At 69.1% G+C, this 25575-nt stretch carries 31 protein-coding genes and 2 pseudogenes; 10 read left to right on the top strand and 23 right to left on the bottom strand.

Going from position 1 to position 25575, the window contains the following annotated elements; genetic code table 11:
* Positions 1–96 precede the first annotated feature (96 nt).
* Positions 97–1464, bottom strand: a complete 1368-nt coding sequence (locus MX571_RS05815; protein WP_247414643.1) for a phosphoglucomutase/phosphomannomutase family protein — start codon at positions 1462–1464, stop codon at positions 97–99.
* Positions 1465–1546: 82 nt separating this feature from the next.
* On the opposite strand from MX571_RS05815, the gene MX571_RS05810 reads away from it, so the two are divergent.
* On the top strand, positions 1547–2095 hold the full coding sequence (locus MX571_RS05810) for an NADPH-dependent FMN reductase (protein ID WP_247414642.1): 549 nt from the start codon (positions 1547–1549) through the stop codon (positions 2093–2095).
* Positions 2096–2129: 34 nt separating this feature from the next.
* Here MX571_RS05810 and MX571_RS05805 read toward each other — a convergent pair whose 3' ends face one another.
* The 3 genes from MX571_RS05805 to larB all read right to left on the bottom strand — a co-directional run bounded on the left by MX571_RS05805 (position 2130) and on the right by larB (position 3481).
* Entirely contained in the window at positions 2130–2402 is a 273-nt protein-coding gene (locus MX571_RS05805; RefSeq protein ID WP_247414641.1) for a GIY-YIG nuclease family protein, read from the bottom strand.
* Positions 2403–2464: 62 nt separating this feature from the next.
* Positions 2465–2614: a DUF7563 family protein gene (locus MX571_RS22900; RefSeq protein WP_438267223.1), complete on the bottom strand. Its 150-nt coding sequence runs from the start codon at positions 2612–2614 to the stop codon at positions 2465–2467.
* 90 nt (positions 2615–2704) lie between these two features.
* Positions 2705–3481, bottom strand: a complete 777-nt coding sequence (gene larB / locus MX571_RS05800; protein WP_247414640.1) for a nickel pincer cofactor biosynthesis protein LarB — start codon at positions 3479–3481, stop codon at positions 2705–2707.
* Positions 3482–3666: 185 nt separating this feature from the next.
* Here larB and MX571_RS05795 point away from each other — a divergent pair, with 185 nt between their 5' ends.
* Entirely contained in the window at positions 3667–3834 is a 168-nt protein-coding gene (locus MX571_RS05795; RefSeq protein ID WP_247414639.1) for a DUF1931 domain-containing protein, read from the top strand.
* Positions 3835–3881: 47 nt separating this feature from the next.
* Here MX571_RS05795 and rpiA read toward each other — a convergent pair whose 3' ends face one another.
* Positions 3882–4565: a ribose-5-phosphate isomerase RpiA gene (rpiA, locus tag MX571_RS05790; RefSeq protein WP_247414638.1), complete on the bottom strand. Its 684-nt coding sequence runs from the start codon at positions 4563–4565 to the stop codon at positions 3882–3884.
* 109 nt (positions 4566–4674) lie between these two features.
* Between rpiA and glmM the strand changes: the two genes are divergently transcribed.
* Positions 4675–5973, top strand: a complete 1299-nt coding sequence (gene glmM / locus MX571_RS05785; protein WP_247414637.1) for a phosphoglucosamine mutase — start codon at positions 4675–4677, stop codon at positions 5971–5973.
* Position 5974: 1 nt separating this feature from the next.
* On the opposite strand, the gene MX571_RS05780 is transcribed toward glmM, so the two are convergent.
* Positions 5975–6133 (bottom strand): DUF7563 family protein, encoded by a 159-nt coding sequence (locus tag MX571_RS05780; RefSeq protein ID WP_247414636.1) that lies wholly within the window; start codon positions 6131–6133, stop codon positions 5975–5977.
* Positions 6134–6269: 136 nt separating this feature from the next.
* Between MX571_RS05780 and MX571_RS05775 the strand changes: the two genes are divergently transcribed.
* A complete protein-coding gene (locus MX571_RS05775) occupies positions 6270–6554 on the top strand; it encodes a DUF7130 family rubredoxin-like protein (RefSeq protein ID WP_247414635.1) in 285 nt (94 codons plus the stop codon).
* Between the two features lie 25 nt (positions 6555–6579).
* Complete coding sequence (locus MX571_RS05770; protein WP_247414634.1) at positions 6580–7461, top strand: ketopantoate reductase family protein; 882 nt, start codon at positions 6580–6582, stop codon at positions 7459–7461.
* 177 nt (positions 7462–7638) lie between these two features.
* On the opposite strand, the gene MX571_RS05765 is transcribed toward MX571_RS05770, so the two are convergent.
* Entirely contained in the window at positions 7639–8004 is a 366-nt protein-coding gene (locus MX571_RS05765; protein ID WP_247414633.1) for a NifU family protein, read from the bottom strand.
* A gap of 32 nt (positions 8005–8036) precedes the next feature.
* Positions 8037–8375: a DUF5783 family protein gene (locus tag MX571_RS05760; RefSeq protein ID WP_247414632.1), complete on the bottom strand. Its 339-nt coding sequence runs from the start codon at positions 8373–8375 to the stop codon at positions 8037–8039.
* 203 nt (positions 8376–8578) lie between these two features.
* Between MX571_RS05760 and MX571_RS05755 the strand changes: the two genes are divergently transcribed.
* Both MX571_RS05755 and MX571_RS05750 read left to right on the top strand, forming a co-directional pair.
* Positions 8579–8863: a DUF8152 family protein gene (locus MX571_RS05755; RefSeq protein ID WP_247414631.1), complete on the top strand. Its 285-nt coding sequence runs from the start codon at positions 8579–8581 to the stop codon at positions 8861–8863.
* A gap of 58 nt (positions 8864–8921) precedes the next feature.
* Positions 8922–9083, top strand: a complete 162-nt coding sequence (locus MX571_RS05750; RefSeq protein ID WP_247414630.1) for a hypothetical protein — start codon at positions 8922–8924, stop codon at positions 9081–9083.
* A 111-nt stretch (positions 9084–9194) separates the two neighbouring features.
* On the opposite strand, the pseudogene MX571_RS22665 reads toward MX571_RS05750, so the two are convergent.
* The 3 genes and pseudogenes from MX571_RS22665 to MX571_RS05740 all read right to left on the bottom strand — a co-directional run.
* Positions 9195–9458, bottom strand: a pseudogene (locus MX571_RS22665) (VOC family protein); the annotation flags it as partial.
* A gap of 158 nt (positions 9459–9616) precedes the next feature.
* Positions 9617–11044, bottom strand: a complete 1428-nt coding sequence (gene recJ, locus MX571_RS05745) for a RecJ family nuclease (protein WP_247414629.1) — start codon at positions 11042–11044, stop codon at positions 9617–9619.
* Between the two features lie 46 nt (positions 11045–11090).
* Entirely contained in the window at positions 11091–11525 is a 435-nt protein-coding gene (locus MX571_RS05740) for a universal stress protein (RefSeq protein WP_247414628.1), read from the bottom strand.
* A 125-nt stretch (positions 11526–11650) separates the two neighbouring features.
* Here MX571_RS05740 and MX571_RS05735 point away from each other — a divergent pair, with 125 nt between their 5' ends.
* A complete protein-coding gene (locus MX571_RS05735; RefSeq protein ID WP_247414627.1) occupies positions 11651–12268 on the top strand; it encodes a cupredoxin domain-containing protein in 618 nt (205 codons plus the stop codon).
* 49 nt (positions 12269–12317) lie between these two features.
* Here MX571_RS05735 and MX571_RS05730 read toward each other — a convergent pair whose 3' ends face one another.
* From MX571_RS05730 to MX571_RS05710, 5 genes and pseudogenes are all read right to left on the bottom strand, one after another.
* Positions 12318–12731: a universal stress protein gene (locus tag MX571_RS05730; protein WP_247414626.1), complete on the bottom strand. Its 414-nt coding sequence runs from the start codon at positions 12729–12731 to the stop codon at positions 12318–12320.
* A 68-nt stretch (positions 12732–12799) separates the two neighbouring features.
* Positions 12800–13585, bottom strand: a complete 786-nt coding sequence (locus tag MX571_RS05725) for a uroporphyrinogen-III synthase (protein ID WP_368408988.1) — start codon at positions 13583–13585, stop codon at positions 12800–12802.
* Positions 13582–14406, bottom strand: a complete 825-nt coding sequence (cobA, locus tag MX571_RS05720) for a uroporphyrinogen-III C-methyltransferase (RefSeq protein WP_247414625.1) — start codon at positions 14404–14406, stop codon at positions 13582–13584. The genes MX571_RS05725 and cobA overlap by 4 nt, the downstream gene beginning before the upstream one ends.
* A gap of 358 nt (positions 14407–14764) precedes the next feature.
* Positions 14765–15883: pseudogene (hemC, locus tag MX571_RS05715) on the bottom strand (hydroxymethylbilane synthase); the annotation flags it as partial.
* 34 nt (positions 15884–15917) lie between these two features.
* Positions 15918–16367 (bottom strand): hypothetical protein, encoded by a 450-nt coding sequence (locus MX571_RS05710; RefSeq protein ID WP_247414624.1) that lies wholly within the window; start codon positions 16365–16367, stop codon positions 15918–15920.
* Between the two features lie 64 nt (positions 16368–16431).
* On the opposite strand from MX571_RS05710, the gene MX571_RS05705 reads away from it, so the two are divergent.
* On the top strand, positions 16432–17193 hold the full coding sequence (locus MX571_RS05705) for a hypothetical protein (RefSeq protein WP_247414623.1): 762 nt from the start codon (positions 16432–16434) through the stop codon (positions 17191–17193).
* A gap of 33 nt (positions 17194–17226) precedes the next feature.
* On the opposite strand, the gene hemL is transcribed toward MX571_RS05705, so the two are convergent.
* From hemL to hemB, 7 genes are all read right to left on the bottom strand, one after another.
* Positions 17227–18573, bottom strand: coding sequence for a glutamate-1-semialdehyde 2,1-aminomutase (hemL, locus tag MX571_RS05700; protein WP_247414622.1), 1347 nt, complete (start codon positions 18571–18573; stop codon positions 17227–17229).
* An 84-nt stretch (positions 18574–18657) separates the two neighbouring features.
* Positions 18658–19149 (bottom strand): hypothetical protein, encoded by a 492-nt coding sequence (locus MX571_RS05695; protein WP_247414621.1) that lies wholly within the window; start codon positions 19147–19149, stop codon positions 18658–18660.
* Between the two features lie 116 nt (positions 19150–19265).
* Entirely contained in the window at positions 19266–20954 is a 1689-nt protein-coding gene (locus MX571_RS05690) for an ammonium transporter (protein ID WP_247414620.1), read from the bottom strand.
* Between the two features lie 310 nt (positions 20955–21264).
* Positions 21265–21687: an Lrp/AsnC family transcriptional regulator gene (locus MX571_RS05685; RefSeq protein WP_247414619.1), complete on the bottom strand. Its 423-nt coding sequence runs from the start codon at positions 21685–21687 to the stop codon at positions 21265–21267.
* Between the two features lie 2 nt (positions 21688–21689).
* On the bottom strand, positions 21690–22052 hold the full coding sequence (locus MX571_RS05680) for a P-II family nitrogen regulator (protein ID WP_247414618.1): 363 nt from the start codon (positions 22050–22052) through the stop codon (positions 21690–21692).
* Positions 22049–23410, bottom strand: coding sequence for an ammonium transporter (locus MX571_RS05675; protein WP_247414617.1), 1362 nt, complete (start codon positions 23408–23410; stop codon positions 22049–22051). Before MX571_RS05675 ends, MX571_RS05680 begins: the two co-directional genes overlap by 4 nt.
* A gap of 583 nt (positions 23411–23993) precedes the next feature.
* Positions 23994–24992, bottom strand: coding sequence for a porphobilinogen synthase (hemB, locus tag MX571_RS05670; RefSeq protein WP_247414616.1), 999 nt, complete (start codon positions 24990–24992; stop codon positions 23994–23996).
* A gap of 153 nt (positions 24993–25145) precedes the next feature.
* Here hemB and MX571_RS05665 point away from each other — a divergent pair, with 153 nt between their 5' ends.
* A complete protein-coding gene (locus MX571_RS05665) occupies positions 25146–25574 on the top strand; it encodes a spore germination protein GerW family protein (protein ID WP_247414615.1) in 429 nt (142 codons plus the stop codon).
* Position 25575: the final 1 nt, after the last annotated feature.

The following is a 25575-nucleotide window of genomic DNA, read 5'->3' as shown; positions in this document are numbered from 1 at the left end:
CGTCGCGTGGCTCGTCAGAGCACGGCGACGCTGGTCGCGTCTTCACCGAAAAACGGTCGGGAGGTTATCGAGCAGCCGTACAGGTGAGAACGCCGCTCAGACGCGCGGTTCGACCAGTTCCCGGCCCGCGGCGAGCAGTTCGTCGACGCGGTCGTCGTCGGTCGCCTCCGCGTAGACGCGGAGCTTCGGTTCGGTCCCGCTCGGGCGGATCAGGAGCCAGGTCCCGTCGTCGAGGAAGATCTTGAACCCGTCCTTGGTGCCGACCTCGGCGACGCCCTTCCCGGCGATGGTGTCGGGCAGGTCGCCCTCCAGCGAGTCGAGCACGCCCGCCTTCCGGTCGTTCGGGCAGTCGACGCTGACGCGGCCCTGGTGTATCTCGCCGAACTCCAGTTCGATGTCGTCGGCGCGTTCGTCGAGCGGTCGCTCGGCGTGGGCCTGCGCGACGACGAGGGCGAGACAGACGCCGTCCTTGTTCCGCAGGTGCTCGGTGATGCCGAACCCGCCGGACTCCTCGCCGCCACAGAGGGCGTCGTGGTCGGCCATCCCCTGCGCGACCCACTTGAACCCGACCGGTACCTCGACGGCCTCCTCGCCGTGCGACTCGGCGATGCGGTCGATGAGCGCGGTCGTCGAGACGGTCCGGACGGCGGGACCGGTCTCGGATTCGAGGAGGTAGTCGTACAGCACCGCGAACAGCAGGTTCGGGTCGAGGAAGCCTCGGTCGGGCGTGACGACGGCCATCCGGTCGGCGTCCCCGTCGTTGGCGAACCCGAGGTCCGCCTCGCCCGCGGTCACCGTCTCGACGAGGTCACCGAGTTTCTCCGCGCTCGGTTCGGGCGACCCGCCGCCGAACTCGGGGTCGAGGTCCGCCCGGAGCGCCTCGACGCTCGCGCCCGCCGCGTCGAGGAGGTTGTCGGTCACTCCCCGACCGCTGCCGTGCATCGCGTCGTAGGCGACGGTGAGACCGTCGAGGTCGGCCCCCGAGAAGTTCAGGGCGTGCTGGCCGTACCGGGTCGTGAACGTGTCCTCGCTGACGCCGCCACGTTCGTCTGCTTCGCGCGGTTCGGCGAGTCGTGACTCCACGTCGTCGGTCACCTCGGGCGTGGCCGGTGCGCCGTCGCCGGGGAGGAACTTGATGCCGTTGTACTCCGGCGGGTTGTGGCTCGCCGTTATCATCACGCCGCCCGCGAGGCCGCGGTCGCGGACGGTCCACGCGAGGACCGGCGTCGGGCAGTCGCGTTCGGAGAGCAGCACGTCGAACCCGTTGTCGGCGAGCGTCTCGCTCACGGCGTCCGCGAACCCACGAGAGTGCTCGCGGGCGTCGTAGCCGACGGCGACCGTCTCGCCCGCCTCGGCCGCGGTGAGGTGGTCGGCGACGGCCTGCGCCACGATGCGGACGCGGTCCTCGGTGAAGGTGTCGAGGGTCGCGCGCCAGCCGTCCGTACCGAACGAGATAGCGTCCATACCAGCACCTCTCGGTCGGGCAGGAAAAATCCACCTGCCCCGGTGCGACGGCGTTTTGCGTCGTCGTTCCGTAGTTCGAGCAATGGCACGTGTCGTCGCCGTCAGCGGCAGTCGCCGCGACGGTAGCTACACCAGACTCGCGCTGAGACACGCGCTCGACGCCGCCGAGGACGCCGGGGCGGACACCGAACTGATTCACCTGGGAGACGTCGACCTCCCGCTGTACCACCCGAGCATCGACGAACAGGGCGAGAGCGAGGAGCTGAAACGCGTCGTCCGGGAGGCCGACGGCGTCCTCCTCGGGTCGCCGGTGTACCACGGGTCGTACTCCTCGACGTTCCGCAACTTCCACGACTACTGCGGGTTCGACGAGTACGAGGACACCGTCGTCGGCCTGCTCGCGACCGCGGGCGGCGGCTCGTACGGCAGCACGCTCGACCACATGCGCAGCACCGTCCGTGGCGTCCACGGCTGGGTGATTCCCCACCAGGTCGGCATCCGGGGTGCGTCGCGGGAGTTCGACGACGACGGGTCGGTCGTCGACCCGAAACTCGACGACCGGATCCGGAAACTCGGCCGCGTCGTCGCCGAACGGGCGGGGACGTGCCTCATGCCGGCGGCGAGCGACTGATCGACGGGCCGGTCGTCGGCGTCCGTCGGTCGGGTCAGTCGTCGGCGTCCGTCGGCCGCTCCTCGCTCTCGCCGACCAGTCGGTCCTTCCGGCCGCGCGAGAACTGCTTTATCTCGTACTCGCGGGCCATCGCCGCCGACTGCGAGCCGAACGACTCGACGTGGACGAGTTCGAGCGGTCCCCGACCGCGAGTGTACTTCGCTCCGCTTCCCGCCCGGTGTTCCCGGACCCGTCGCTCGACGTCGGTGCTGTAGCCGGTGTAGAGTGTATCGTCTCCACAGCGCAGGACGTAGACGTAGTGTGTCACGGTCGTACGGTCGCAAAGGGCTTCACGTGGTGGTCACACCACGGTTCGATGGCCCGTCGCCATCAACTGTCACGTGCGCGGTCTCGGGAGACTTCGGCAATGCCTGCGTTCGCCGAACAGCTCGGACATGCGTGAACATTTCCGGTTTCGTCGGCGAACACGCGCGCGAAGCGCTCCGAGACGTGCGCGCTACAGTGGTCGCACTTGGCCATGGTACACCGGCGACGAATCGCCGGTACGACCTGTTGCCGCTCAAGACTCATATACCCTTCTTGTCTGTTCAGTTATAGATGGTCCGACACTCACGCCTCCGGACCGCTCCGTGCCGAATCGACCGACCGGGCGACGAGACCGGCCTGTACACCCGCCGCGTACCCGGCACCGACGTTGACGACGGTGATGGGGGCACACGACTGCAACATCCCCAGGAGCGCCGCCTCGCCCTCACCACCGTGACCGTACCCCGAGGCGACCGGAAGCCCGATTATCGGCACGTCGACGAGACCGGCGAGGACGGTCGGCAGTGCGCCCTCCCGGCCGGCGGCGACGACGAGCACGTCCATCTCGCGGAGGCCGTCGAGGGCGTCGAGCAGTCGGTGGAGGCCCGCGACGCCCACGTCCGACACCCGCGTCACCCGTGCGCCCATCTCCGAGACGGTGGTCGCCGCCTCACCGGCCGCTGCCGCGTCGGCCGTCCCGGCGGTGACGACCCCCACGTCGGCGTCGAGAGCCGGCACGTCGAACGCCGGGGTGTGGGCGACGAGCGTCTGCGCACGGTCGTCGTAGTCGACGGTGGTCTCCGGCCAGTCGTCGTCGAGGTGGTCCGTGACCGTCTCGGCGGTCGTCCGGTCGACGCGGGTACAGAACGCTCTCCCGGTCGTCTCGACGGCCGTCACCGCGAGGTCGACGACCTCGCTGGCGGTCTTCCCGTCGACCAGAATGGCCTCCGGGACGCCGGTTCGGGACTCACGCCCGGCGTCGAACCGACCCGCACCCGTGGTCGCGTAGCCGCGGAGTCGCGCTTCCGCTTCGCTCGGTGACAGGTCGCCCGCCGCGACCGAGTCGAGGATGTCGCGCATACACCACCCTGCGCGCGCGAGAACAAGGAACCCGTCGAATCGAGGTGCTGGCCAAAAAGCATATCTAGCTTCACACTCGAAACCGTTAATACCGACCAAAGATTCGGTGTATAAAGCAGTGAACACCGGCTAGAAGCCCCGTATTTGGGAAAGTTTATAAGGGGCGTCTGTGAACGGAGGTTTGCATGGCAGACCTAATCGTCAAAGCGGCCGTCAAGGATGCGCTCGATGACATGAACGTGGCGTCGGACTTCTACGACGCGCTCGACGAGGAAGTGCAGGAACTGCTCGACGACGCAGCGCGCCGAGCCGACGAGAACGACCGCAAGACGGTCCAGCCCCGCGACCTGTAAGTCGGGTTTCGAAACAGCTTCTCCATTTATCTCGCTCCCCAGAGCCGTCAGTACCGCTCGACGCGCACGCCGTCGCCGCTCCCGACGTAGAGCGTGTCGGCGAGGCCGACGAACAGACCGTGTTCGACACCGCCCGGTTGCGTCGAGAGCGTCGTCGCGAGGTCGCCCGGCGAGTCGATAGTCCCGAACGCGCAGTCGAGGACGAGGTTGCCGTTGTCCGTGACGACGGGACCGTCCTTCCGCTCGGCGGTTCTGAGCGTCGGTTCGCCGCCCGCCTCGCGGACCGCCCGCTCGACGGTCGGGACGGCGTCCGGGAGCACCTCGACGGGGACGGGGTGGTCGAGTCGCTCGGCCCGTTTCGACTCGTCGGCGACGACGAGGAGGCGGTCGGCGCTCGCGTCGACCACCTTCTCGCGGGCGTGGGCCGCCCCACCGCCCTTGACGAGGTCGTTTCCCGCGAACTGGTCGGCCCCGTCGATGGCGACGTCGGGCGTCGCCTCGTCGAGCGTGGTCAGCGGGATGCCCACCTCGCGCGCGAGTGCGCGCGACTGGTAGGACGTCGGAATCCCACGGACGTCGAGTCCCGCGTCGACCGCTCGGCCCAGTGCCCGAATCGCGTGGGCGGTCGTACTCCCCGTCCCGAGACCGACGACCATCCCGTCGTCGACCCGGTCGGCGGCGGCCTCCCCGGCACGGCGCTTCGCCGCGTCGCTACCGTCGGTCGACTTCATGGGCCGTGTTCTCACGGTGCGGTCAAAAACTCCACCGCTTCGCACTCGCGACGACCGACCTCGACCGTCGGGCGCAGTAGCTTTGTATCGCCCTCGTGTCCCCACGAATATGTTCGGAACCAGTGGCATCCGCGGTCCCGTGGGCGACGTGGTGACGGCCGACCTCGCGCTCGCGGTCGGGCGGAGCGTGGGTGTCGAGACCGACCGGGTCGTCGTCGGGCGGGACCCACGAGCGAGCGGGCGACTGCTGGTCGACGCGCTGAGCGCTGGCCTCCGCGAGACGGGGACGGACGTCGTGGACCTCGGACAGGCCTCGACGCCGACCGTCGCGCGGGCCGTCGAGTGGGAGGACTGCGACGCGGGCGTCTCCGTGACGGCGAGTCACAACCCCGCGGAGGACAACGGCATCAAACTCTGGCAGCCCAGCGGGCAGGCCTACGACGAGGCGGGCCGCGAGCGCATCGAAGAGCGCCTCCGCGAGCGCGAGTTCGACCTCGAAGCGTGGGACGGTCTCGGCACCCGGAGCGAGGCCGACGCGAGCGAGCGCCACGTTCAGGCGCTCGTCGACAGCGTCTCGTTCGACGGCGACGCCCCGGAGGTGGTCGTCGACCTCGGCAACGGCGCGGGCGGCGTGAGCGTCGAGGCGCTCCAGCGACTCGGTTGCCACGTCGAGACGCTCAACGCGCAACCCGACGGCCGGTTCCCCGGTCGCCCGAGCGAACCGAACGCCGAGACGCTCACCTCGCTCTGCGAACTCGTGGGGTCTGGCGACGCGGACCTCGGCGTCGCCCACGACGGGGACGCCGACCGGATGATGGCGGTCGACGAGACGGGGACGTTCGTCCCGAAGGACGCCCTGCTCGCCATCCTCGCCGCCGAGTCCACGGCTTCCGGTGAACGAGTCGCCGTCCCCGTCGACACCAGCCTCGTGGTGACCGACTACCTCGCCGACCGCGACGTCGGCGTCGACCACACGCCGGTCGGTGACGTCTACGTCGCGGAGGCACTGGGCGGGGACGTGACGTTCGGCGGCGAGCCGTCGGGCGCGTGGATCTGGCCCGACCAGACGCTCTGTCCGGACGGTCCGCTGGCGGCCGTGAAACTCGCCGAACTCGCCGCCGAGCGACCACTCTCCGAGCGCGTCGCCGACGTCCCCGACTACCCGATTCGCCGGGCGAACGTCGAGGTCGAGGACAAGGAACGCGTCATGGCCGACGTGAGCGAACGGGCGCGCCGCGAGTACGACGAGAGCGACATCTCGACCATCGACGGTGTGCGCGTCGACCGGGGCGACGCCTGGTTCCTGCTACGCGCGAGCGGGACCCAACCGCTCGTGCGCGTGACTGCCGAAGCCAGAGACGAAGCGCGCGCAGAAGCGGTGTTAGAGGAAGCGCGGTCGCTGCTGTAGTTCAGATTCGGCGCGTCGACCGCGCCTCACGGACGCTCGCTCCGTCACGTATCTTGTCCTCGCAGTTGGGACAGACTCTCGGGCTGTCCATCTCGTCGGGAGTGAACACCCGCGCGTACGCCACAGTGACGAAGGAACCGCAGTTCTGGCATTCAGGCATACGCTACGACAGTACATTTTCATTGACTATAATGGTGGCTGTCCCAGCAACGCGTACAGCCCTCCTACTGGGACAGTTCGGCATTTTCAGCAGTTCCGTCGCAATGGTTATTCATCGAGGTGACGTGTATAGTATCATGGTCGGTGGCACCAACCAACACGAAGAGCGCACCGTCCGAACCGGCGAGCCGATATTCGACCGTGACGGCGACCGCCTCGGACACGTCCACAGCGTCGACGACGGCGGATTCTACGTCTCCCACGGGGACCGGGCGCTCCACGAACGCGTCACCCGGGGACAGGACGAACTGGTCTGGCGCTGTCTCGACTGCGGCGCGATGGGCCGCATCGACGCGATTCCCGACGGCTGTCCCGACTGCGGCGCTTCCCGCGAGGCGCTCTACTACTGGACGGAAGACTGAGTACCCCCCTGGACCGAATCGGAGTATGGACGTGGTCGTCTTCGGCGCCGGGAGTCTCGGGAGCCTGCTCGGCGGGTTGCTCGCGCGCACCCACGACGTGACGCTCGTCGGGCGACGACCACACGTCGACCGCATCCGCGAACAGGGGCTCCGCGTATCCGGCGCTATCGAGACGACCGTCGGCCCCGACGCCCGGACCGACGTCCCGCCGAGCGCCGACCTCGCGCTCGTGACCGTGAAGGCGTACGACACCCCCGCGGCCGCCCGCGCCCTCGCCGACACCAGCCTCGACTGCGCGCTCTCGCTTCAGAACGGCCTCGGCAACGAACGGACGCTCGCCGACGCGCTCGACGCGCCCGTCCTCGCCGGGACCTGCACCTACGGCGCTCGGCTGACCGGCCCCGGCGAGGTGGCCTGCACCGGCGTCGGGGAGGTCGTCCTCGGCGCACGCGAGGGCGGACCGTCACCAGTCGCCGAGCGCGTGGGTCGGGCGTTCGACGAGGCCGACGTCGTCACACGAGTCGCCGACGACATGCCTCGCCGTCTCTGGGAGAAACTCGCCGTCAACGCGGGTATCAACGCGCCCACCGCGCTCGCTCGCGTCCAGAACGGCGCACTCCTCGGCCACGACGCGGGCGACGTGATGCGCGCCGCGGCCCGCGAGGTGGCCGCCGCCGCACGCGCCGACGGCGTCGAACTGACCGACGAGACGGCCGTCGCGGCCGTCGAGCGCGTCGCCGACGCCACTGCCGACAACCGCTCGTCGATGCTCCAGGACGTCGAGAAGGGTCGCCGGACGGAGGTCGACAGCATCAACGGCGTCGTCGACGGACCGGACGCTCCCGTCAATCAGACGCTGACCGCCCTCCTCCGAGCGTGGGAACGCGAACGTGGACTCCGGAGGTAGCGGTGCTGGGCAGAGCAGGGTGGTCACACTCGTGGATTGTACCGCGAGTGAGCGAAGCGAGCGAGCGGGCCGACTGAACCCCCGAAGGGGGTGAAGGAGTGCTTTTAGTTCAGTTTTGCCAGTGAGCGAGGCAGTCGCTCCGCGACTGGCGAGCGAACGCAGCAAAACGTGGTGGTTCTAGAAAGGCGCTTCCGGCCCTTCGTCCCCGCCGCTGTCGATGTCGCCGCCGCGTGTCTCGCCGGGGAACGACGGGGACATGCCATCGCCGCCGCCGTGGCCGCCTTCCATGCCGGTGTCGGCGTGGACCTGCTGGATCTCGGGAATCTCCTTGGTCATGCGGGACTTGATGGCCTGGATGGTCATCGGGGAGATGCCACAGCCCGAGCAGGCACCGCCGAGGCGCAGGGAAACCGTTCCCTCCTCCATGTCGAGGTTGGTAATGGCTGCGCTCCCGCCGTGCATCTGGATCTGCGGGAAGTTGCGGCGGAGGAAGTTGGTCACGTCTTCGCGGAGTTCGTCCTCCGTACGCGCTTCGGTGCTCATGGACGAAGGTAACGGATGCGGACGCTTAGATGTTACCCACGCGACTCCGGCGAGAGGTCGAACACCCGACGGAGTTCGCGTTCGAGTTCCTCGACGTACCGCTCCATGACGGCCTCGAACCGCTCTCGCTCCACGACGACGGCCTGGAGTCGCTCGTACGGGTCGTCGGGGAGGTCGATGTGGAACCCGCCAGAGTCGGTGTCGTAGATGGGTTCGCTCTCGTTGAGCACCTGCTGGTCGATGCCGTGGACGAGTCCCGAGTCGTACTCCTCGTTCATCGTGTCGAACGCGCGCTTGTACGCCTGCTGGAGCTCGGTGAAGTGCTCGACGTACTTCTCCTCCTCGAAGGTCTCGGGGTCGAAGTCGGCCATATTCGGCAGTCGCCGTCGGTCGGTAAAAGCCGGGCGGTCGGGAGGCGTGAATCTCATTTCGCTATACAGAATCGGTTGGGTCGACTCGGCTGCCGACTGCGAGAGACATCTCGAGATAGCCAGAATCGTTCGAATTCGACCAGGTCGCCGACCGCTGAAGCGCTGGCGTAACCCTGACGGTCCAGCGGCGCGATGCTACCGACGTGACCGACGACGCCCAGCGACTCGCGGACCACCTCGTCGCCACCGGCGAGCGGCCGGTCGATTCTCGAACGAACGCCTGGCTCGGCGAGGCAGAAGCGCTGGCGCTGGACATCGCCGAGGCGGACCTGGACCCGGCAGTCGAACGCGAGCGTGCGGGTCACGTCGTCGACCTGCTGTCGAACGTCGAGTCCACGGGCGACGGGGAGGCCGACCGGCACGTGGAGGCGGCGAAGAACCTCGCCGAACGACTGGCCGACCCGTCGTCGGAGTCGTCGACCGAGTGAGCGACGACACGGGGACGAACCCATCGGCTTCTTGCGGTTCCGGCACGTGGTCGGGCGCATGTCGAGAGTAACCCGCCTGCTGACCGCACTGGTCGGTCTGTTCGTCGTCGCCTCGGTCGTTCACTACGCCCTCTTCGGGGCGTTCCCGTTCGGGAAACCGCAACTGCTCGACGGGGAGGAGTCCTTCGACGAGGACGCGGCCGTGGAAGTCGTCGAGTAGCTGACGGACCGGCGTCTCGCAGTTGTCGAACCGAACTTCGATTCCGACGGAGAGTCTGGAGTCGGGGTGAACACCCGACAGCGGTCTGGGTCTTTCCAGTAGTTCGATTCTATTACCGGAGGGGTCGCGGACGGTAAACGGGTCGTGACCCGCAGTTCGCGTCTCGTCGTGGTCCTCGATACCGCCTCGTTCGAGCCGATCTCGTGTGGCATCGAGGTCGCTCGCCTCGACTGCCGAGTGGTGCTTCGAGAGGCGGGGCCGCCCTCGTTGATACCGACGACGTCGCAGTCGAACTCGCGATCCGTCGGTTCGCCTCCTCGTCGCAACGGCACGTTCGCGTACTCGACCCAGTCCAGCGCCTGCGGTCCGCTCCAACCCGTCGTCTCGACCCGCGAAGCGAACCTCGTGGACCGTCTCGACTCCGGACTCTTCACCCAGTGTCCAACTTTCGTATCGCTACATGCAGTTTATCGTGGGGAGAACAGGGTAGCCCCTCGAACGCCCCCAATGTCTCCGAGAACGTCGCTCGGGTCCTATCCGAGCTGTTGGCCGACGATGTCGTCGGCACGGTCGATGAACGCCTGCTCCTGCCCGGCGGGGATGGTCGCGCCAGCGGCGACGTCGTGGCCGCCGCCCTTCCCGCCGACGGCGGCCGACGCCTCGCCCATCACCGCAGAGAGGTCGAGGCCGGCGCGGACCAGCGCGTGCGTGCCGCGAGCGCTCACCTTGGTCTCCTCGTCGTTCTTCGAAGCGAACGCGACGATAGGCACCTCGCGGTCGACGCCGTCGCTGCCGACGGCCATCCCCGCGACGATACCGACGATGGTCTCTCGGATGTGTGTGCCCGCGTCGAACCACTGGACGTGTTCCTCGCGCGTGACGCCCTCGTTCTGGACCCAGCGCAGGCCCTCCGAGAGGTTCCGGCGGTGGTTCGTCAGCAGGTCGCGCGCCCGGTCGAGCGCACCGTCTCGGTCGCCGAGACAGACGGCGAGGCCCACGTCCGCCCGTTCGTAGCGCGCCGTGGCGTTGAGGAGCGTCGAGAACTCGCTGGCGTCGCGGAGTTCGGTCCCCTCGTGCTCGTCGAGGAGCGTGTAGGTCGTCGCGACGAGGCCGTCTATCTTCTGTGCGGGAACGCCCCGCTGGATGGCCCGCCGGACGAGCGCGCTGGCGACGGTCTGTCGCTCGTCGGCCGAGAGGTCGACCCACGTCCGCCAGTCACCGTCCCGTTTCAGGTCGACGTCGAGGTCCGAGAGGAACCCGACCGCTCCGGACTGACTGTTCGAGATACCGGGGATGTAGACGTCGCTGGAGTACTCCAGCAGCTTCGGGAGCGGGCGAGTCTGGCGACCGTACAGCGCGAGGTCGGTCGTCTCGCCGAGCACCCCCGCCTCGACGCCCTCCGCGACGATGCCCGCGTTCGCGCCGTGGAGTTCGCCGCCCGAGGCCTGCATGTCGCCCACCGCGCCGACCACGGCGAGCGCCGCGAGGTCCGCGTTCGCCCGGTCGTCGTCGGTCGTCGTCTGCCCCAGTGCGCGGGCGAGGACGTACGCCGCACCCGCGCCCGACAGTTCGCTCGCGCCGTCGATACCGAACAGCAACGGGTTGAGGTGGAACTCGGTCTCGACGTCCGCTGCCGGTTTGTGGTGGTCGGCGACGACGGGCGTGAAGTCGCCCTCGCGCTCGTGGCGCGCGATGTCGTCGAGCTGGCCGCTGCCGAAGTCGGTGAACAGGACGGTGTCGTACTCCGTGGCCGCGATGGTCGCTATCTCGTGGGCGTCGAGCTGCTTCTTGAACACCGCCTCGAACTCGATGCCCGCCCGTTCGAGGCCGGTCGAGGCGACGGCGGCGCTCGTCAGCCCGTCTGCGTCGATGTGCGAGGCGAGCAGCACCTCCTCGGCGTCGAGCAACTGGTCGGCGCAGGCGTCGGCGCAGTCGGCGAGTTCGGGGACGGGCGACGTCATCTACGGGCGACTAGTTCGCTCTCCGATTTAAACTGCGGGACCCGGACTAGCGGACGAGCAACACCGGCACCGGAGAGCGCCGGACGACGTGGTCGGCGACGCTTCCCAGGAGGAACCTCGCGGGTGCGGACCGGTCGTGACTGCCCATCACGACGACGTCCGGGTCGTGCTCTTCGGCGTACTCGACGATGGTCGGTGCGGCCTTCCCGACCGTCGACTCGGTCCGTAGCTCCCGGTCGTACTCGGCGGCGACGTCGCGAGCGTCGGCGAAGAGTTCGTCGGCGTGAGCCCGGGCCGTGTCGAGCCAGTCGTCCCACTCGGAGGGTTCGTCGCCCCAGCCGCCGGGACCCCGGTCGCTCGACCGGAAGTCGACGACGTGCAACGCCGTCACCTCGCTGTCGGGGTACGTTTCCAGAGCGTGCCGGAGCGCCTGCTCCGAGAGCGGACCGTAGGTCATCGGGACGAGGACGGACGAGGTCATGCGGGGTGGAGGCTGTCAGCTGACGAATAGCTTCGCAGCCGTCGGTGGACGGGTGTCTCCGTGGGACGTGACAGACCGCCGCCGCGACAAAACTGTTATCCTCTCGACAGGTCGTAGCGTCGGCCATGAGCCAGCGAGCGGAGAGCGGCAGAGACGCGTCCGGGGCGACGGGGACGGGTCTCACACGGCGAGCGCTCCTGTTTGGCGGCGTCGGTACCCTCGCGGTCGCAGTCGGAACGGACGCGGGGGCCGCACAGGAGGGAGGAGCCACGACCGTCGAGATGACCGACGGACTCGTGTTCGACCCCCAGGAGGTCACCGTCCCGCCGGGCGGAACGGTCGTCTGGGAGAACGTCGGGCAGGTCGGCCACAGCGTGACCGCGTACGAGGGCGAGATACCGTCCGACGCGGAGTACTTCGACAGCGCGGACGCCGGTAGCGAGGAGGCCGCCCGGAGCGCCTACCCCGACGAGGGCGACATCGGGGGCGGCGGGACCTACGAACACACGTTCGACGTGGAGGGGTCGTACGGATACTTCTGCATTCCACACGAGTCGGCCGGGATGGTCGGGACCGTCACCGTCGCGCCCGGCGGCGGTGGTGATGCGGAGGGTGGTGGGGTTGCTCCACCGGTCGTCGGCGACGACGTGCGGCTGCTGGGAATCGCGACGGCGCTGGCGCTCGTGGCCGTCGTCGCGTTCACGTTCTTCCTGCTCAAGTACGGCGGCGACTACGGCGAGTGACTCTCGGACGCCACCAGCCGTGTCGACGCACCCCGTCGTCCGTGCAGACTCAGACGAGCATCACCGGTCGGACGCCCGTTCGGGTGACGCGTTCGGCGACGCTCCCGATGCGGTTCTGGTGGGAGTACCCCTGGAAGCCCATCACGACGAGGTCGGCGTCCGCGTCCTCGGCGTACGCGACGATCTCCTCGTGGGGAGCACCGTGGCAGTGTTTCGTCTCGACGACGATACCGTCGTTGTCCGCGCGGTCGGCGAACGTCGTCAGCAGGTCCCGACCCCGGTCTTCGAGTTCGTCGACGACGAGTTCGACGCTGCTCAGCGCCGGTTCGCCGTACCGACTCACGTCGACGACGTACATCGCGTGGATGGTCGCGTCGTAGCGGTCGGCCAGTTCGAGGGCGTGTTCGGCGGCGCGGTTCCCCCCGTCGCTCCCGTCGATGGGGACGAGAATCGTGTCGTACATCAGGGTCACCGGCCGGAGGTGCGACACGGACGACGAAAGTAGTGTCGGACAGTTGAAAAGAATGCGGACTATCCCGTGAGCGTGGCGACGACGGCGCGCGCCATGGTCTCGAAGTCGGCCGTCTCGGGGACGACGTCGACGTCGATGCCGGCGGCCTCGGCGACCGTCCGCGTCGGGTCGCCGATGGTGCCGACGACGGCCGCGTCCAGTCCCGCGAGGGCGTCTTCGTGGATCCCTCGCTCGGCGGCCGCGTCGAGGAAGTGCTCGACGGTGAGCGAGGAGGTGAACAGCGCCGCGTCGAGGTCGCCACGTGCCGCGAGCGCCACCGACTCGCCGGAGTCGGGCGGGCGCGTGAGCCGATAGAGGACCGTCTCGTGGACGAACGCGCCCGCGTCGTTCAGGCCGTCGGTGAGCACCGCAGAGCCGTGGTCGCTCCGGGCCACCTCGACGCGGGTACCCGAGACGCGGTCGGCCAGCGTCTCGACCAGCCCCGCAGAGGAGAACACCTCGGGGACCACGTCGACGGCGTAGCCCGCGTCACGGAGCGCGCTCGCGGTCGACTCGCCGATGGCACAGAGCGTCCCGTCGAACCGCCACCCCGCCTCCGCGACGAGTTCGACCCCGGTCTTGCTCGTGAGGATGGCGTAGTCGGCGTCCTCGCGGGGCGCGACCCCCGTCGGCGCGACGGCGAGCATCGGGTCACCCACCGGTCGGACGCCCAGCGAGTCGAGCAGTTCGACCGCCCGGTCCAGTCGCTCGTCGGCCGGTCGGAACACGGCCACGCGCGGGCGGTCGTCGTCCGCGGTGGCGTCGGTCGCGGTCGCGGCCGTCTCCGAGACACCGTCGTCGCTCACTGGTCGTCGCCCTCCTGTGCTGGCCCGTCCGACGTGCCGTTGCGCATGAACTCGGCGAGCGTCTCGCGCGTCGCCGCCACCTCGCCGACGACCGTAATGGCGGGCGGCGAGATGTCCTCCCGGTCCCGCACCTCGACGATGGTCTCCAGGGTGCCGGTCGCGACGCGCTGGTCGGGCCACGTCGCGCGCTCGACGAGTGCGACGGGCGTCGCCGCGTCCATCCCGGCCGCCCGGAGCGCGGCGGTGTAGTCGGGGAGTTTGCCGACGCCCATCAGCACGACGAGCGTGCCGCCCGTCGCGGCGAGGGCCGCCCAGTCGACGGCCGACTCCTCCTTGGTGGGGTCCTCGTGGCCCGTCACGAACGTCACGCTGGAGGCGTGGTCGCGGTGGGTGACGGGGATGCCCGCGACGGCGGGGCCGCCGACGGCGCTGGTGACGCCCGGCACCACCTCGAAGGGTATCTCGTTCGCGGCGAGGTGTTCGGCCTCCTCGCCGCCGCGGCCGAAGACGAACGGGTCGCCGCCCTTCAACCGTACCACCGACTTTCCCTCGCGCGCGAGTTCGACGAGGCGGTCGTTCGTGTACTCCTGGCTCGTCCGGTCGCCGCCGGCGCGCTTGCCCACGTCCTCGCGCTTGCCCTCGGGAATCGACCCGAGGATCTCCGGTCCCGGAAGTTTGTCGTGGAGGACCACGTCCGCCTCCTCCAGCAGACGGCGAGCCTTCACCGTCAGCAGGTCCGGGTCGCCGGGGCCGCTGCCGACGAGATAGACGGTGCCCGTCGCGCCCGTCGCCTCGGACTCGTCAGGAGTCGACCCGCCCATCTCACTCCTCCTCGCCGTTCCCGGCCGTCGGCCACGGCGTGCTGGGCGTGTAGCCGGTCGACGCTCCATCGTCGTCGTCCGATTCCTCGTCGTCTGTCGCCTCGTCCGCCGGCGTCTGGTCGGCCGGTTCTCCGTCGTCCGTCACCTCGTCGGCCGACTCCTCGCCCTCGACAGCACCCCCGGACTCGCTCGGCGATTCGTCGTCGGCCGCGTCGTCCTCGCCGGTGTCGGCGTCCTCGACTGCCACCCCGTTCGTGTCGTCGGTGTCGCCGGTGACGGTGTCGTCGACGAGTGTGTCGTCGGTGACGGCGTCAGCGTCGCCGGTGTCGGCGGGACCGGAGTCCGGGCCGTCCTCGGCGTCGGCACCGTCGGCGTCCTCGCGCGCGCCACGTTCCGGTTGCGTCTCGCGGCGGGCGCGTTCGATGAGGTCGGCCGCCCCCCGGTCGCGGAGGTCGGCGGCGAACTCGCGGGCCGCCTCGGGGTGGCGCTCGACAGGCAGGTCCCGGTTCTCGCGTATCTCCTCGGTGCCGTCCCGCGAGAGGACGCGGACGGCGACGTTCACCTTCGCGCCCTGCAGGCGGGCGTAGATGCCGATGGGGGCGACGCAGCCACCGCCGAGTTCGGCGAGGATGGTCCGCTCGACGGTCGTCCGGACCCGCGTCTGCGGGTGGTCGAGCGAGGAGTGGATGCGCTCTGCGACCTCGCCGTCGCGGGCGGTTACCGCGAGCGCTCCCTGGCCCGGCGCGGGGACGAACCGCGTCGGCGAGAGCCGCTGGTACGAGAGCGAGTGTGCGAGCCCCGACCGGTCGAGACCGGCCTCGGCGAGCACGATGGCGTCGTACTCCGTCTCCACGTCGCGTTCGAGCGCGCGACGCTGGAGTTCGCTCAGGCCGTCGAACCAGTCGTCGAGGGTCTCGTCGAACGACTCCCCGGTGGCCTCGTCCTCTGCGCCGTCCGCTTCCTCCGCATCGAGTCGTCGCTCGTGTTCGCGCTGGAGCCCCGGCGCGAGCAGTTTCTCGGCGCGCGTGTCGACGTTCCCTCGGAGTGGTTGCACGTCGAGGTCCGGGCGCTCGGCGAGCAACTGTGCCTTCCGGCGGAGGCTGGAAGTGCCGACCGTCGCGCCGCTCGGTAGCTGGTCCAGCGAGCGCCCGTCGGCGGTGACCAGCACGTCGCCCGGCGTCGCGCGTTCGGGGACGCCCGCCACGACGAGGTCCTCGGGCATCTCGGTCGGCATGTCCTTCATCGAGTGGACGGCAGCGTCGACGTCGCCCGAGAGCACCTGCTCGTCGAGTGCGCGGACGAACGCCCCCGTCTTGCCCAGTCGGTGGATGAGTTCGTCGGTGATGCGGTCGCCCCGCGTCTCCACCTCGACGAGGTCGACCGGCCGACGCCGGGTCGCCAGCACCTCGCGCACCGACTCGGCCTGTCGGAGCGCCAGCGCCGACCCGCGCGTCGCCAGCCGCAGCGTATCGCTCATACTCCGACTGGACGGCGAACGCTGAAAAGACGTTCTATGGCGTCCCGACCGCCTGTCGGCGTTTGTAGAGGTAGTAGAACGCGACCGCCGGCTGGACCGGCAACCCCTGCGCGAACAGACCGACGACGCCGACGATGGCGTACAGCGTCGGGTCGGGGTGCCAGCCGACGTTCGCCTCGTCGACGGCCTTCGCGTCGAGGTAGAGCGCCACCGGCAACAGGAGGCTGAGCACGACGCCGACGAGGACGAACAGGCTGACGAACACGAACAGGAGGCCGAACCCGCCGACGAACAGTTCCGGCGGGCCGCCCGCGGCCGCGCCGAACAGGAACGACGCGAACACCGTGACGAACAGGAACAGACCGACGACGTACGCGAGGACGAAGAACACCCCCGCGACGGCGATGGCCTGCCACCAGTCCGAGTCGACGTGTGTCGTCGCGGACTCGAATCCCGTGGCAGTCCGTGTGGAGGAGCGGGACATACCCGGTAGCACATCGTCACGTGGGATAAGCGTTCTCTCGCCGTGAGAGCGCGTTCGGTGATTTATGTTCGTCCGAGAGACAGCAGGAGACGTGTTCGACGGACTCCGCCACGCCGCACGCGAGCGGTACACGCTCCGGCACGTCGCCAGCCTGATCGTCGTCTTCGCCCTGGTCTACGCGGTGACCGGCGAACCCGGGTCGCTCGTGGGCCTCGGTGCCGGTCTCGTGGTCGTAGAGACGACGAACCTGCTCCGCGAGACGCCCGGCGTCGACGAACGGTGGGTCGGCGTCGGCACCGGCGCGTTCGTCGTGCTCGGGAGTCTCGCGTGGTTCGCGTACGAGGTGACGGTCGTCCCCGACAGCGGTGGCCCGGTCTGGTTCCCGCTGGTGGTCGCGCTCGCCGGCGTCTGGCTATTGCTCGACGCTCGCCAGGCGTCCGCGACGGGAGCGGCCGGAGCGGACGACGAGTTCGACGACCTGAGCGCGAGCGAGTCGATGCTCGTGATGCACCACGCCAGTCTCGTCACCAGAGAGCTGCGTGACGGCCCGAAGACGGTCCCCGAGCTCGCCGCCTCGTGCGACCTCACCGAATCCCGTGTCCGCGAGGCGCTCGCCGTGGCGACGCACGACGACACGGTGTATCGCGTCGACGACCCCGAGGCGTACGCGGACGAGCGGACGGACGACGAAGACGGACCCGACGCCGGGGACGGGACGTACACCGGTCGCTACGCGCTCGACGAGTCGAAGGTCGGCGGCGCCGCGTTCGTCCGCGAGAACGGGAAGCGGGTCGTTCGACGGCTCATCCGGCCGCTCCGGTTCTGAGGGGCGACCGTCGCGGCCCCCTACACCACGGCGCTACGAGAAGAACGCCTCGTAGGCCTCCAGCGTCTCCTCGATGTCGGCTTCGGTGTGGGCGTAGCTGACGAACTGGCTCTCCATCTGGTTCGCGGGAAGCAGGATGCCCTGCTCCTCCATGAACGGCCGGAACAGCCGGTCCCAGCGCTGCGTCTCGCCGTCGGCCACGTCGGCCCCCGTCTTCGGGCAGTCGGGGGAGCGCTCGCACGTCGGGTCCTGCCGACACCCGGCCGAACAGCAGTCGCTCTGCGGGCCGGTGTTCGCCCGGCCGAAGACGACCTTGAACATCGAGTCCGTCCCGACGACGGTGTACTCGGGCGCGCGGTCGGCGACGATGTCGGTCAGTCCCTCGCGCAACCGCTCGCCGAGCGCGTTCACGTGGTCGTAGACGTCGTTCTCGGCGCAGAACTCCAGCGTGGCGAGGCCCGCCGCCATCGTGACGGGGTGGCCCGAGAACGTCCCCGACTGGAAGACGTCGCCCGACGGCGAGAACTGCTCGATGATCTCGCTTCTCCCGCCGATAGCGCCGACCGGGAACCCACCGCCGACGATCTTGCCGAACGTCGTGACGTCGGGCGTGACGCCGAACTTCCCCTGGGCGCAGCCCAGGCCGCCGACGCGGAACCCCGTGATGACCTCGTCGAGGACGTACAGCGCGCCGTACTCGTCGCAGGTCTCCCGGATGGCCTCGTGATAGCCCTCCTCGGGCATCACGATGCCCGAGTTGCCGAGGATGGGTTCGGTCAGCACGCAGGCGATGTCGTCGCCGTGGCGCTCGAACACCTCGCGGAGCGCCTCCTCGTCGTTGAACGGGACGGGGAGCGTGTGCTCGGCGAACGACTGGGGGATGCCGCTGGTCGACGGGCGCGGGTGCTCGGCGTCGCCCTCGACGAGCGTCGACTCCTGGGCACCGTGGTAGCCGCCCTGCATGACGACGATCTTGTTCCGGCCGGTGTGGCCGCGGGCGAGGCGGACGGCCGAGACGGTCGCCTCGGTCCCCGAGTTGACGAAGCGGATCATCTCCACGCTCGGGACGTGCCGGACGACGAACTCCGCGAGGTCGACCTCGACCTCGGTGGGTGCGCCGTACATCGGCCCCTCGCTGGCGGCGCGCTGGACCGCCGCGGCGACCGACTCGGGCATGTCGTGGCCGAGCAGGAGCGGCCCGTAGCCCATCACGTAGTCGAGGTAGCGGTTGCCGTCGTGGTCGATGACGTGCGCGCCGTCGCCCGACCGGACGAACGTCGGGTACGGCTGGGTCGCCCGGACCGAGGAGTTGACGCCGGCGGGCATGACCGAGAGCGCCCGGTCGTACAGCGCGCGAGAGTTCTCGCGATTGCGAGCCATAGGGGCGGTTCTCCCGGACGTGGTAAGGAGGTTACTGAGTGACGACATCCCGGGACCAGAGCGAGACAGAGAGGCGAGAGGTCGTCACGAGCGACCGGCGCGGACCCCGGCGAGGAACTGCCGACGGGCGTACGCGACGACACCCGCGACGGCGACGGTGCCGAGGACGAGCACCGGCACGCCCGCGAGCGCCGCGAACAGGAGCGCCGCGAACGCCCCGACGACGCTCTGCGGGTCGACGAGGACCCAGGGGAGCGCCGTCGACCCGAGGGCGATGTTCGCGACCGTGAGGCCGAAGATGGTGCCGAACCCCGCGACGGCCGCGTCGTCGAGGACCGCCCGGCCCTTCCGGACGAACAGGCCGACGACGACGCCTGGGGCGAGGAGAGCGAGGGGGACGACCCCCTCGCCGAGGACGTTCGTGAACGCGAGACAACCGAAGGTCAGTGCCACGAGGACACCGAGCATCACTGCCCGCCAGTCGACGCTGTCGGTCGGTCTCGGCGGGTCGTCGGTCACCCGAGGGACCTGGTTCTGGAGAGCAGCCAACCGCTTCCACATCTGCCGTTCCCTCATTCATGGCTACGTGACTACCAATCGAACATAACTGTTCGCCCGCGAGGATACAGTCGGAAGGCAGCGACGAGACGGGAGGAGAAGCAGGCGGGGACGTGCTGGGAGTGTGAGTGTGCTCAGACCGCGTCGACGCCGGACGTCCCGGTGCGAATCTGGAGCGCCTGCTCGACGGGCATGACGAACACCTTCCCGTCGCCCTTCTCGCCGGTCATCGCCGCATCGCGGATGGCGGTGGCGACGTCCTCGGCGGGAATCTCGGCGACGACGCACTCTATCTTCACCTTCTGGTGCAGGTCGACGACGTACTCCTCGCCGCGCCACTGGCCCTTCTTCGCAGGCTGCGAGCCACGGCCGGAGACGTTCGTCACCGTGATGGAGGGCGCTCCGGCCTCGACCAGCGACTGCTTGACCGCACTCAGCCGGTCGGGCCGGATGTACGCGACGACCATCTTGATGCCTCCCCGGTTGGGTGCGCCACCGTCCGAGCGGACCACGCCGCCGTCGGTGCGGACGCTGGTGCTGACGGGTTCCTCGCCGATGCCGAACTCGGGGTACGTCTCCACGCCGTGTTCGGCGATGTCGAGCCCTTCGAGTTCGTGTTCGCGCGTGACCCGCGCTTGCCCGACGGCCTTGAGCGCGCCGAACACGGCCGCCGTGGCGAGAATCGTCCACCCGGCGATGACCAGCACGCCGACGACCTGCGGGAGGATGAGGTCGGTGCTGATGACCCAGCCGCCGGCCTCACCGACCGTGAAGAACGGCAGGAGGAGCGCCCCGAGGACGCCCGCGCTCCCGTGGACCGGGAACACCGCACAGACGTCGTCGATGTGCAGGCGCTTCTCGACGAAGCCGAACACGAGCGGGAGCTGCGCACCCGCGAGGAAGCCGATGATGGGTGCGGCCCACCAGACGATGGCGTTGGTGTTCGACGTGATGCCGACGAGACCCGCGAGCATCCCGTTGGCGACGTACAGCGTGTCGACCTTGCCGGTCTTGTACAGCGAGAACGCGCTCGCGCCGATGGCCCCGGCGGCCATCCCGAGCGTCGTCGTCAGCGCGACGCGGCCGAGCGCCGCGCCCATGAACTCGCCCGTCTCCGGGTCGAGGATGGTCGCCTGCGTGCCGACGTTGAAGCCGTACCAGCCGAAGCAGAGCAGCAGCGTCCCCAGCACCGCGAACGTGATGGAGTGGCCGGGGATGACGTTGACCGACCCGTCCTCGTTGAACCGGTTGAGCCGCGGGCCGAGGATCCACGCCGCGGTCAGGCCGGCGATGCCGCCCATCCCGTGGACGATCATGCCGCCCGCGAAGTCGCCGAAGCCGGCCCCGAACGTCGTGCCGAGGAAGCCGTCGGCGGAGAGCAGACCCGACCCGGCCCACGTGAACCCGAGGACGACCGGGTAGATGACCGCCGCCAGGACGATGGTGTAGGTGACGTACGCGCGCAGTTTCGCCCGGCCCGCCACCGCCCCGGAGACGATGGTGGCGGCCGTCATGGCGAACACCGCACCGAACAGCCAGCCGACCCACGCGTTCGGGTCGTTGACGTAGCCGAACGGGGCGGCGTTCCCGCCGACGACGTTCCCGACGCCCTGTCCGACGAGGAAGAACACCGTCACGCCGACGCTCCACGTCAGCATGTTCTTCGTCAGCTGGTTGGCGACGTTCTTCGAGCGGACCTGCCCCGCCTCCAGCATGGCGAACCCGGCGTGCATGAAGAAGATGAGGAAGGTGACCGTCAGCACCCACACCGCGTTGATACTGTCGGCGATGGCCGCGACGTCCGCCTGCATCGCGACGCTCATCTGTCACCCCCGTTCCGAAGTTCCGTTCCCCCAACAATCCAGCGTGATTTTGGTGCGTTTGTAATCCGCATCACGTCACATCCGCATGGAATCCACCCACATAAGCGTGTGCTCAAGGAACACAAAAAATTCCCCGCTCTCGGCGGCGTTCGTCCAGAATAGCCCACAACATTACGAATATAAGGTCGTACTATCCCCAGATTTTTCGTCGTATGTCCGGCGAAAACCCGACGAACGGTCAGCGCAAGAGTTGCCGAACACCCAGTTTTCGGGGGTGCGCGCGTGCCGTTCGGGCACCCGAGCGTGCCCGTCACTCCTCCAGGAATCCGACCGTGTCGTACTCGCAGACGGTGTCGAGCGTGACGGTCGCGGTCACGCTCAGCACGCGGTCGTCGGTCGCCAGTCGGGAGAGGAACGCGTCGAACGCGCCCTCCCCGACGAACCGTCCGATTGCGACGATGTTGTACTCGCCCGTGACGACGTACACGTCGGAGACGTTCCGGCCGCGGAGGTCCATGGCGACGTCCTCGACGCACGACTCGCGGGCGAGGACGCGGGTGATGACGGTCCGCATCCCGAGTTCGTCGTAGTCGATGCGAGGGGCGTAGCCGACGACCGCACCCGAGAGCTCGGCCGCGGCGAGTCGCTCGCGCAGGTCGTCGGGAGCGACGAGGTCGAGCCCCCGGATGTCCTCACCCTCGTCGGTCGACGAGTCGCCGAGCGAACCGGACACGGTCAGACGGCGTCGACACCCGTCGTCCCGGTGCGGATCTGGTGGGCGCTCTCGACGGGCATGACGAACACCTTCCCGTCACCGGGATCGCCCGTCTTCGCCGCCTCGACGATGGCCTCCGCCACCTCGTCGGCCGGAACCTCGGCGACGAAGCACTCCACCTTCACCTTCTGGTGCAGGTCGACGATGTACTCCTCGCCGCGGTACTGGCCCTTGCGGGCCGGCTGCGAGCCGCGACCGGAGACGTTCGTCACCGAGATGGACGGCGCGCCGACGTCCACCAGCGCCTGCTTGACCGCGCTGAGTTTGTCGGGCCGGATGTACGCCACGACGAGTTTCACCTCGCCCTCGTTCGCGGCGCTCATTCGTCCTCACCTCCGTCGGTGCGCACGTCGCCGCCATCCGTACGGACGTCGCCGCCGTCGGTGATGGGCGACGAGCCGGAGTCGGCCGTGAACTCGGGGTAGGTCGCGAGACCGTGCTCGCCGAGGTCCAGGCCCAGTTCCTCCTCCTCGTCGGAGACGCGCACGCCGATGGTGTACTTCAGGGCGTACATGACGACGAGCGTCGTCAGCACCGTCCAGCCGGCGATGACGACCGAGCCCGCGACCTGCATCACGAGCTGCGCCGTCGAGAAGCCCGCCACGTCGAAGAACGGGATGAGCATCGTGCCGATGAACCCCGCGCTGCCGTGGACCGCGAAGACGCCACAGACGTCGTCGATCTTCAGGTTGTCGACCACCCAGCGGTAGACCAGCGGGGTCTGCGCGCCGCCGATGAGACCGATGAGGATGCCGCCCCACCAGGTGACGTGGGCGCACGCCCCGGTGATGGCGACGAGACCGGCGAGCAGGCCGTTCGCGGCGAACAGCGGGTCCGGTTTCCCCTCGATGTAGTAGCTGACGAGCGAGGAGGCCAGCATCCCGGCCCCCATCGCGAGCGTCGTGTTGAGGGCGACGCGGCCGAGCGCCTCGCCCATGAACTGCCCGTCGGAGAGGACGCCCTGCGTCCCGACGTTGAAGCCGTACCAGCCGAACGCGAGGATGAGCGTCCCGATGACGGCGAACAGCACGCTGTGGCCCGGAATCGGCTGGGCCTTCCCCTTACTGTCGTACCGGCCGCGACGTGGGCCGACGACGTACGCCGCGGTCAGCCCGGCGATGCCACCCAGAGCGTGGACGACCGTCGCCCCCGCGAAGTCCTTGTAGCCGACCCCGATGGCCGCCCCGAGGAAGCCGTCGGCCGACAGCAGACCGCCGCCCCACGCGAAGCCCGCGATGACGGGGTAGATGACCGCCGTCATGGCGACGGCGTAGACGACGTAGGCGGAGAACTTCATCCGCTCCGCGACGGCCCCCGAGACGATGGTGGCCGCGGTCATGGCGAACACCGCACCGAACAGCCAGCTGACCCACCCGCTCGGCTCGTCGATGTACGCGAACGCCCCGGCGATGTCCAGCGACGTGCCGGAGGCGGTCAGCGCCGCGGCGATGGTCGATATCCCCGCGCCGGCGAGGAAGAACACGATGACGCCCATCGACCAGTCGGTCATGTTCTTCATCACGACGTTGCCGGCGTTCTTCGCCCGCACCTGTCCGGCCTCCAGCAGCGCGAACCCCGGCTGCATGAAGAAGATGAGGAACGACACCGTCAGCACCCACACCGCGCTGACCGCGTCGGCCACCTGCGTCACGTCGCCCTGGAGGGGGAGCAGGAGCGTCACAGCGCACCCCCGCGTTCCAGTACACTATCGTCCACGTTCCACGCGAATTCGCTTGCGTTTGTCATCTGAGTCACGGCCGAATGGCATGGAATGGCATTAGATAAAACCTTGCTTGATATTCGCCAGTTTATCGTCGATACGAGCGCCGAGCGTCCAATATAGCCAACAACATTACGAATATAAGGTTGTACTTCGTCGGAGAACGAGACGTTCGTCGGGAGGGTTTCCCGACAGCCGTCCAGTGTAAATGTTGCCAATCGGTCGGCTTCCGGGGGTGTGCGCGGGGGGAACGTCTATTTTTTTGCCGACAGCCAGTGGCGAATCGAAGCTAGCGTCGGTGGAATCGGGAGGCGGCCACCCGGTCGACGGGGGAGTGAGGAGTGGACGTTCGCCGAACCGTCTCGGTGCCGGCACCCCCGAGTGCGACTCCGCACGTCGGGAACGCCGGCGCTCCCGTCTCGTCGCCGAACTACGTCCGGCTGTCCGTCGAGAGCGACGACGCGACGCTCTCCGCGAAGTCGCCAGACTACGTCTGGCTGGTTGCCGAGAGCGATGCCGTTACGCTCTCGGCAAAAGCGTCGGACTACGTCCGACTGTCCGCAGAAAGCGTTGCGGCAACGCTTTCTGCGAAGTACGTCAGGATGAGGTCGGCACCGGCGCGCTTGATGGAGAGCAGCGACTCGCGGGCGGCCGCGTCGAGGTCCAGCCAGCCCTTCTCGGCCGCCGCGTGGAGCATCGCGTACTCCCCGGAGACGTTGTACGCCGCGACGGGGTGGTCGAACTCCCGGCGGACGTCGCTGACGACGTCGAGGTAGGGCAGCGCCGGTTTCACCATCAGCACGTCCGCGCCCTGTTCGACGTCGAGGCGGACCTCGCGCATCGCCTCGCGGGCGTTCGCGGGGTCCATCTGGTAGTGTCGCCGGTCGCCGAACGCGGGCGCGCCGTCGGCCGCGTCGCGGAACGGGCCGTAGAACGCCGACTCGTACTTCGCTGCGTAGCTCATGATAGCCACGTCGTCGTGGCCCGCGGCGTCGAGTGCCTCCCGAATCGCGCCGACCATCCCGTCGGTCATGCTGGAGGGCGCGACCATGTCGGCTCCCGCGTCGGCCTGCGAGACGGCCGTGCGCGCGAGCAGGTCGAGCGTCTCGTCGTTCTTCACGGTGAGCGTCGGGTCCTCGGCCGCGTGGTCCTCGACGACGCCACAGTGGCCGTGGCTCGTGTACTCGCAGAGGCAGACGTCGCCGACGACGTACGCGTCCGTCTCGCTCGTCACGTCGCGCATCGCCCGCTGGACGACGCCGTCCTCCGCGTACGCGCGTGACCCGACCTCGTCCTTCGACTCGGGGATGCCGAACAGCATCACCGCCTCGACGCCCGTCTCCAGCACCTCCTCGACGCGGCCGACGGCCTCGTCGACGGGGACGCGGTCGTGGCCCGGCATCGACTCGATGGGGACGCGGTCGTCCGTCGTCGCGTCGACGAACACGGGCGCGATGAAGTCCGACGGCGCGAGCGACGTCTCGCTGACCAGCGGTCGGAGTCCGTCGGTCCGGAGCCGACGGGGTCGCTGCGTGAAGTCCATATCTCGCCGTCGGGGCGGGCGGTGAAAGCCGTTGTCGGTGTCGCCCACACCGACCGCGTTCGCCCGGCCGTCACCGCCTTCCGAGAGTCGCCGAACCCGACGCGCGACAGGGTTATCTCGACAGCGAGACTACAACTGGCGGTGTTTCAGAGTATGAGTGAGAGCGAGGGGAGCGAGGGGTTCTTCGGCGGCGGGCGGAACTTCGTCGAGCGACTGAGCGACGCGGCGGCCGTCGAGTCGGTGTACGGCGACCCGGTCACCGTCGGCGAGAAGACGGTGATTCCGGTCGCCCGCGTCGCGTTCGGGTTCGGCGGCGGCGCCGGGTCGAACGAGGGGATGGGCGACGCGGACGAGGAGTTCCAGGGCGGCGAGGGCTGGGGCGGCGGCGGTGCCGTCCGCGCGTCCCCCGTCGGCGTCCTCGAGGTGACCGACAGCGAGACGCGCTGGATTCGCTACGACGAGGGGCGAGACCACGCGAAGTGGCTGGCGCTCGGTCTGCTCGTCGGCCTCTTCCTGGGTCGTCGCGGGAAGCGCCGCGCGGCGAAACGAGCGATGCGGAAGGCAGAGCAGCAGCGGGCCTGAG

It is taken from the genome of Halomarina salina, from assembly GCF_023074835.1.
Taxonomy (GTDB): domain Archaea; phylum Halobacteriota; class Halobacteria; order Halobacteriales; family Haloarculaceae; genus Halomarina; species Halomarina salina.
Note: the sequence above shows the minus strand (reverse complement) of the source record. Positions and strands in the feature narration are given on the sequence as shown.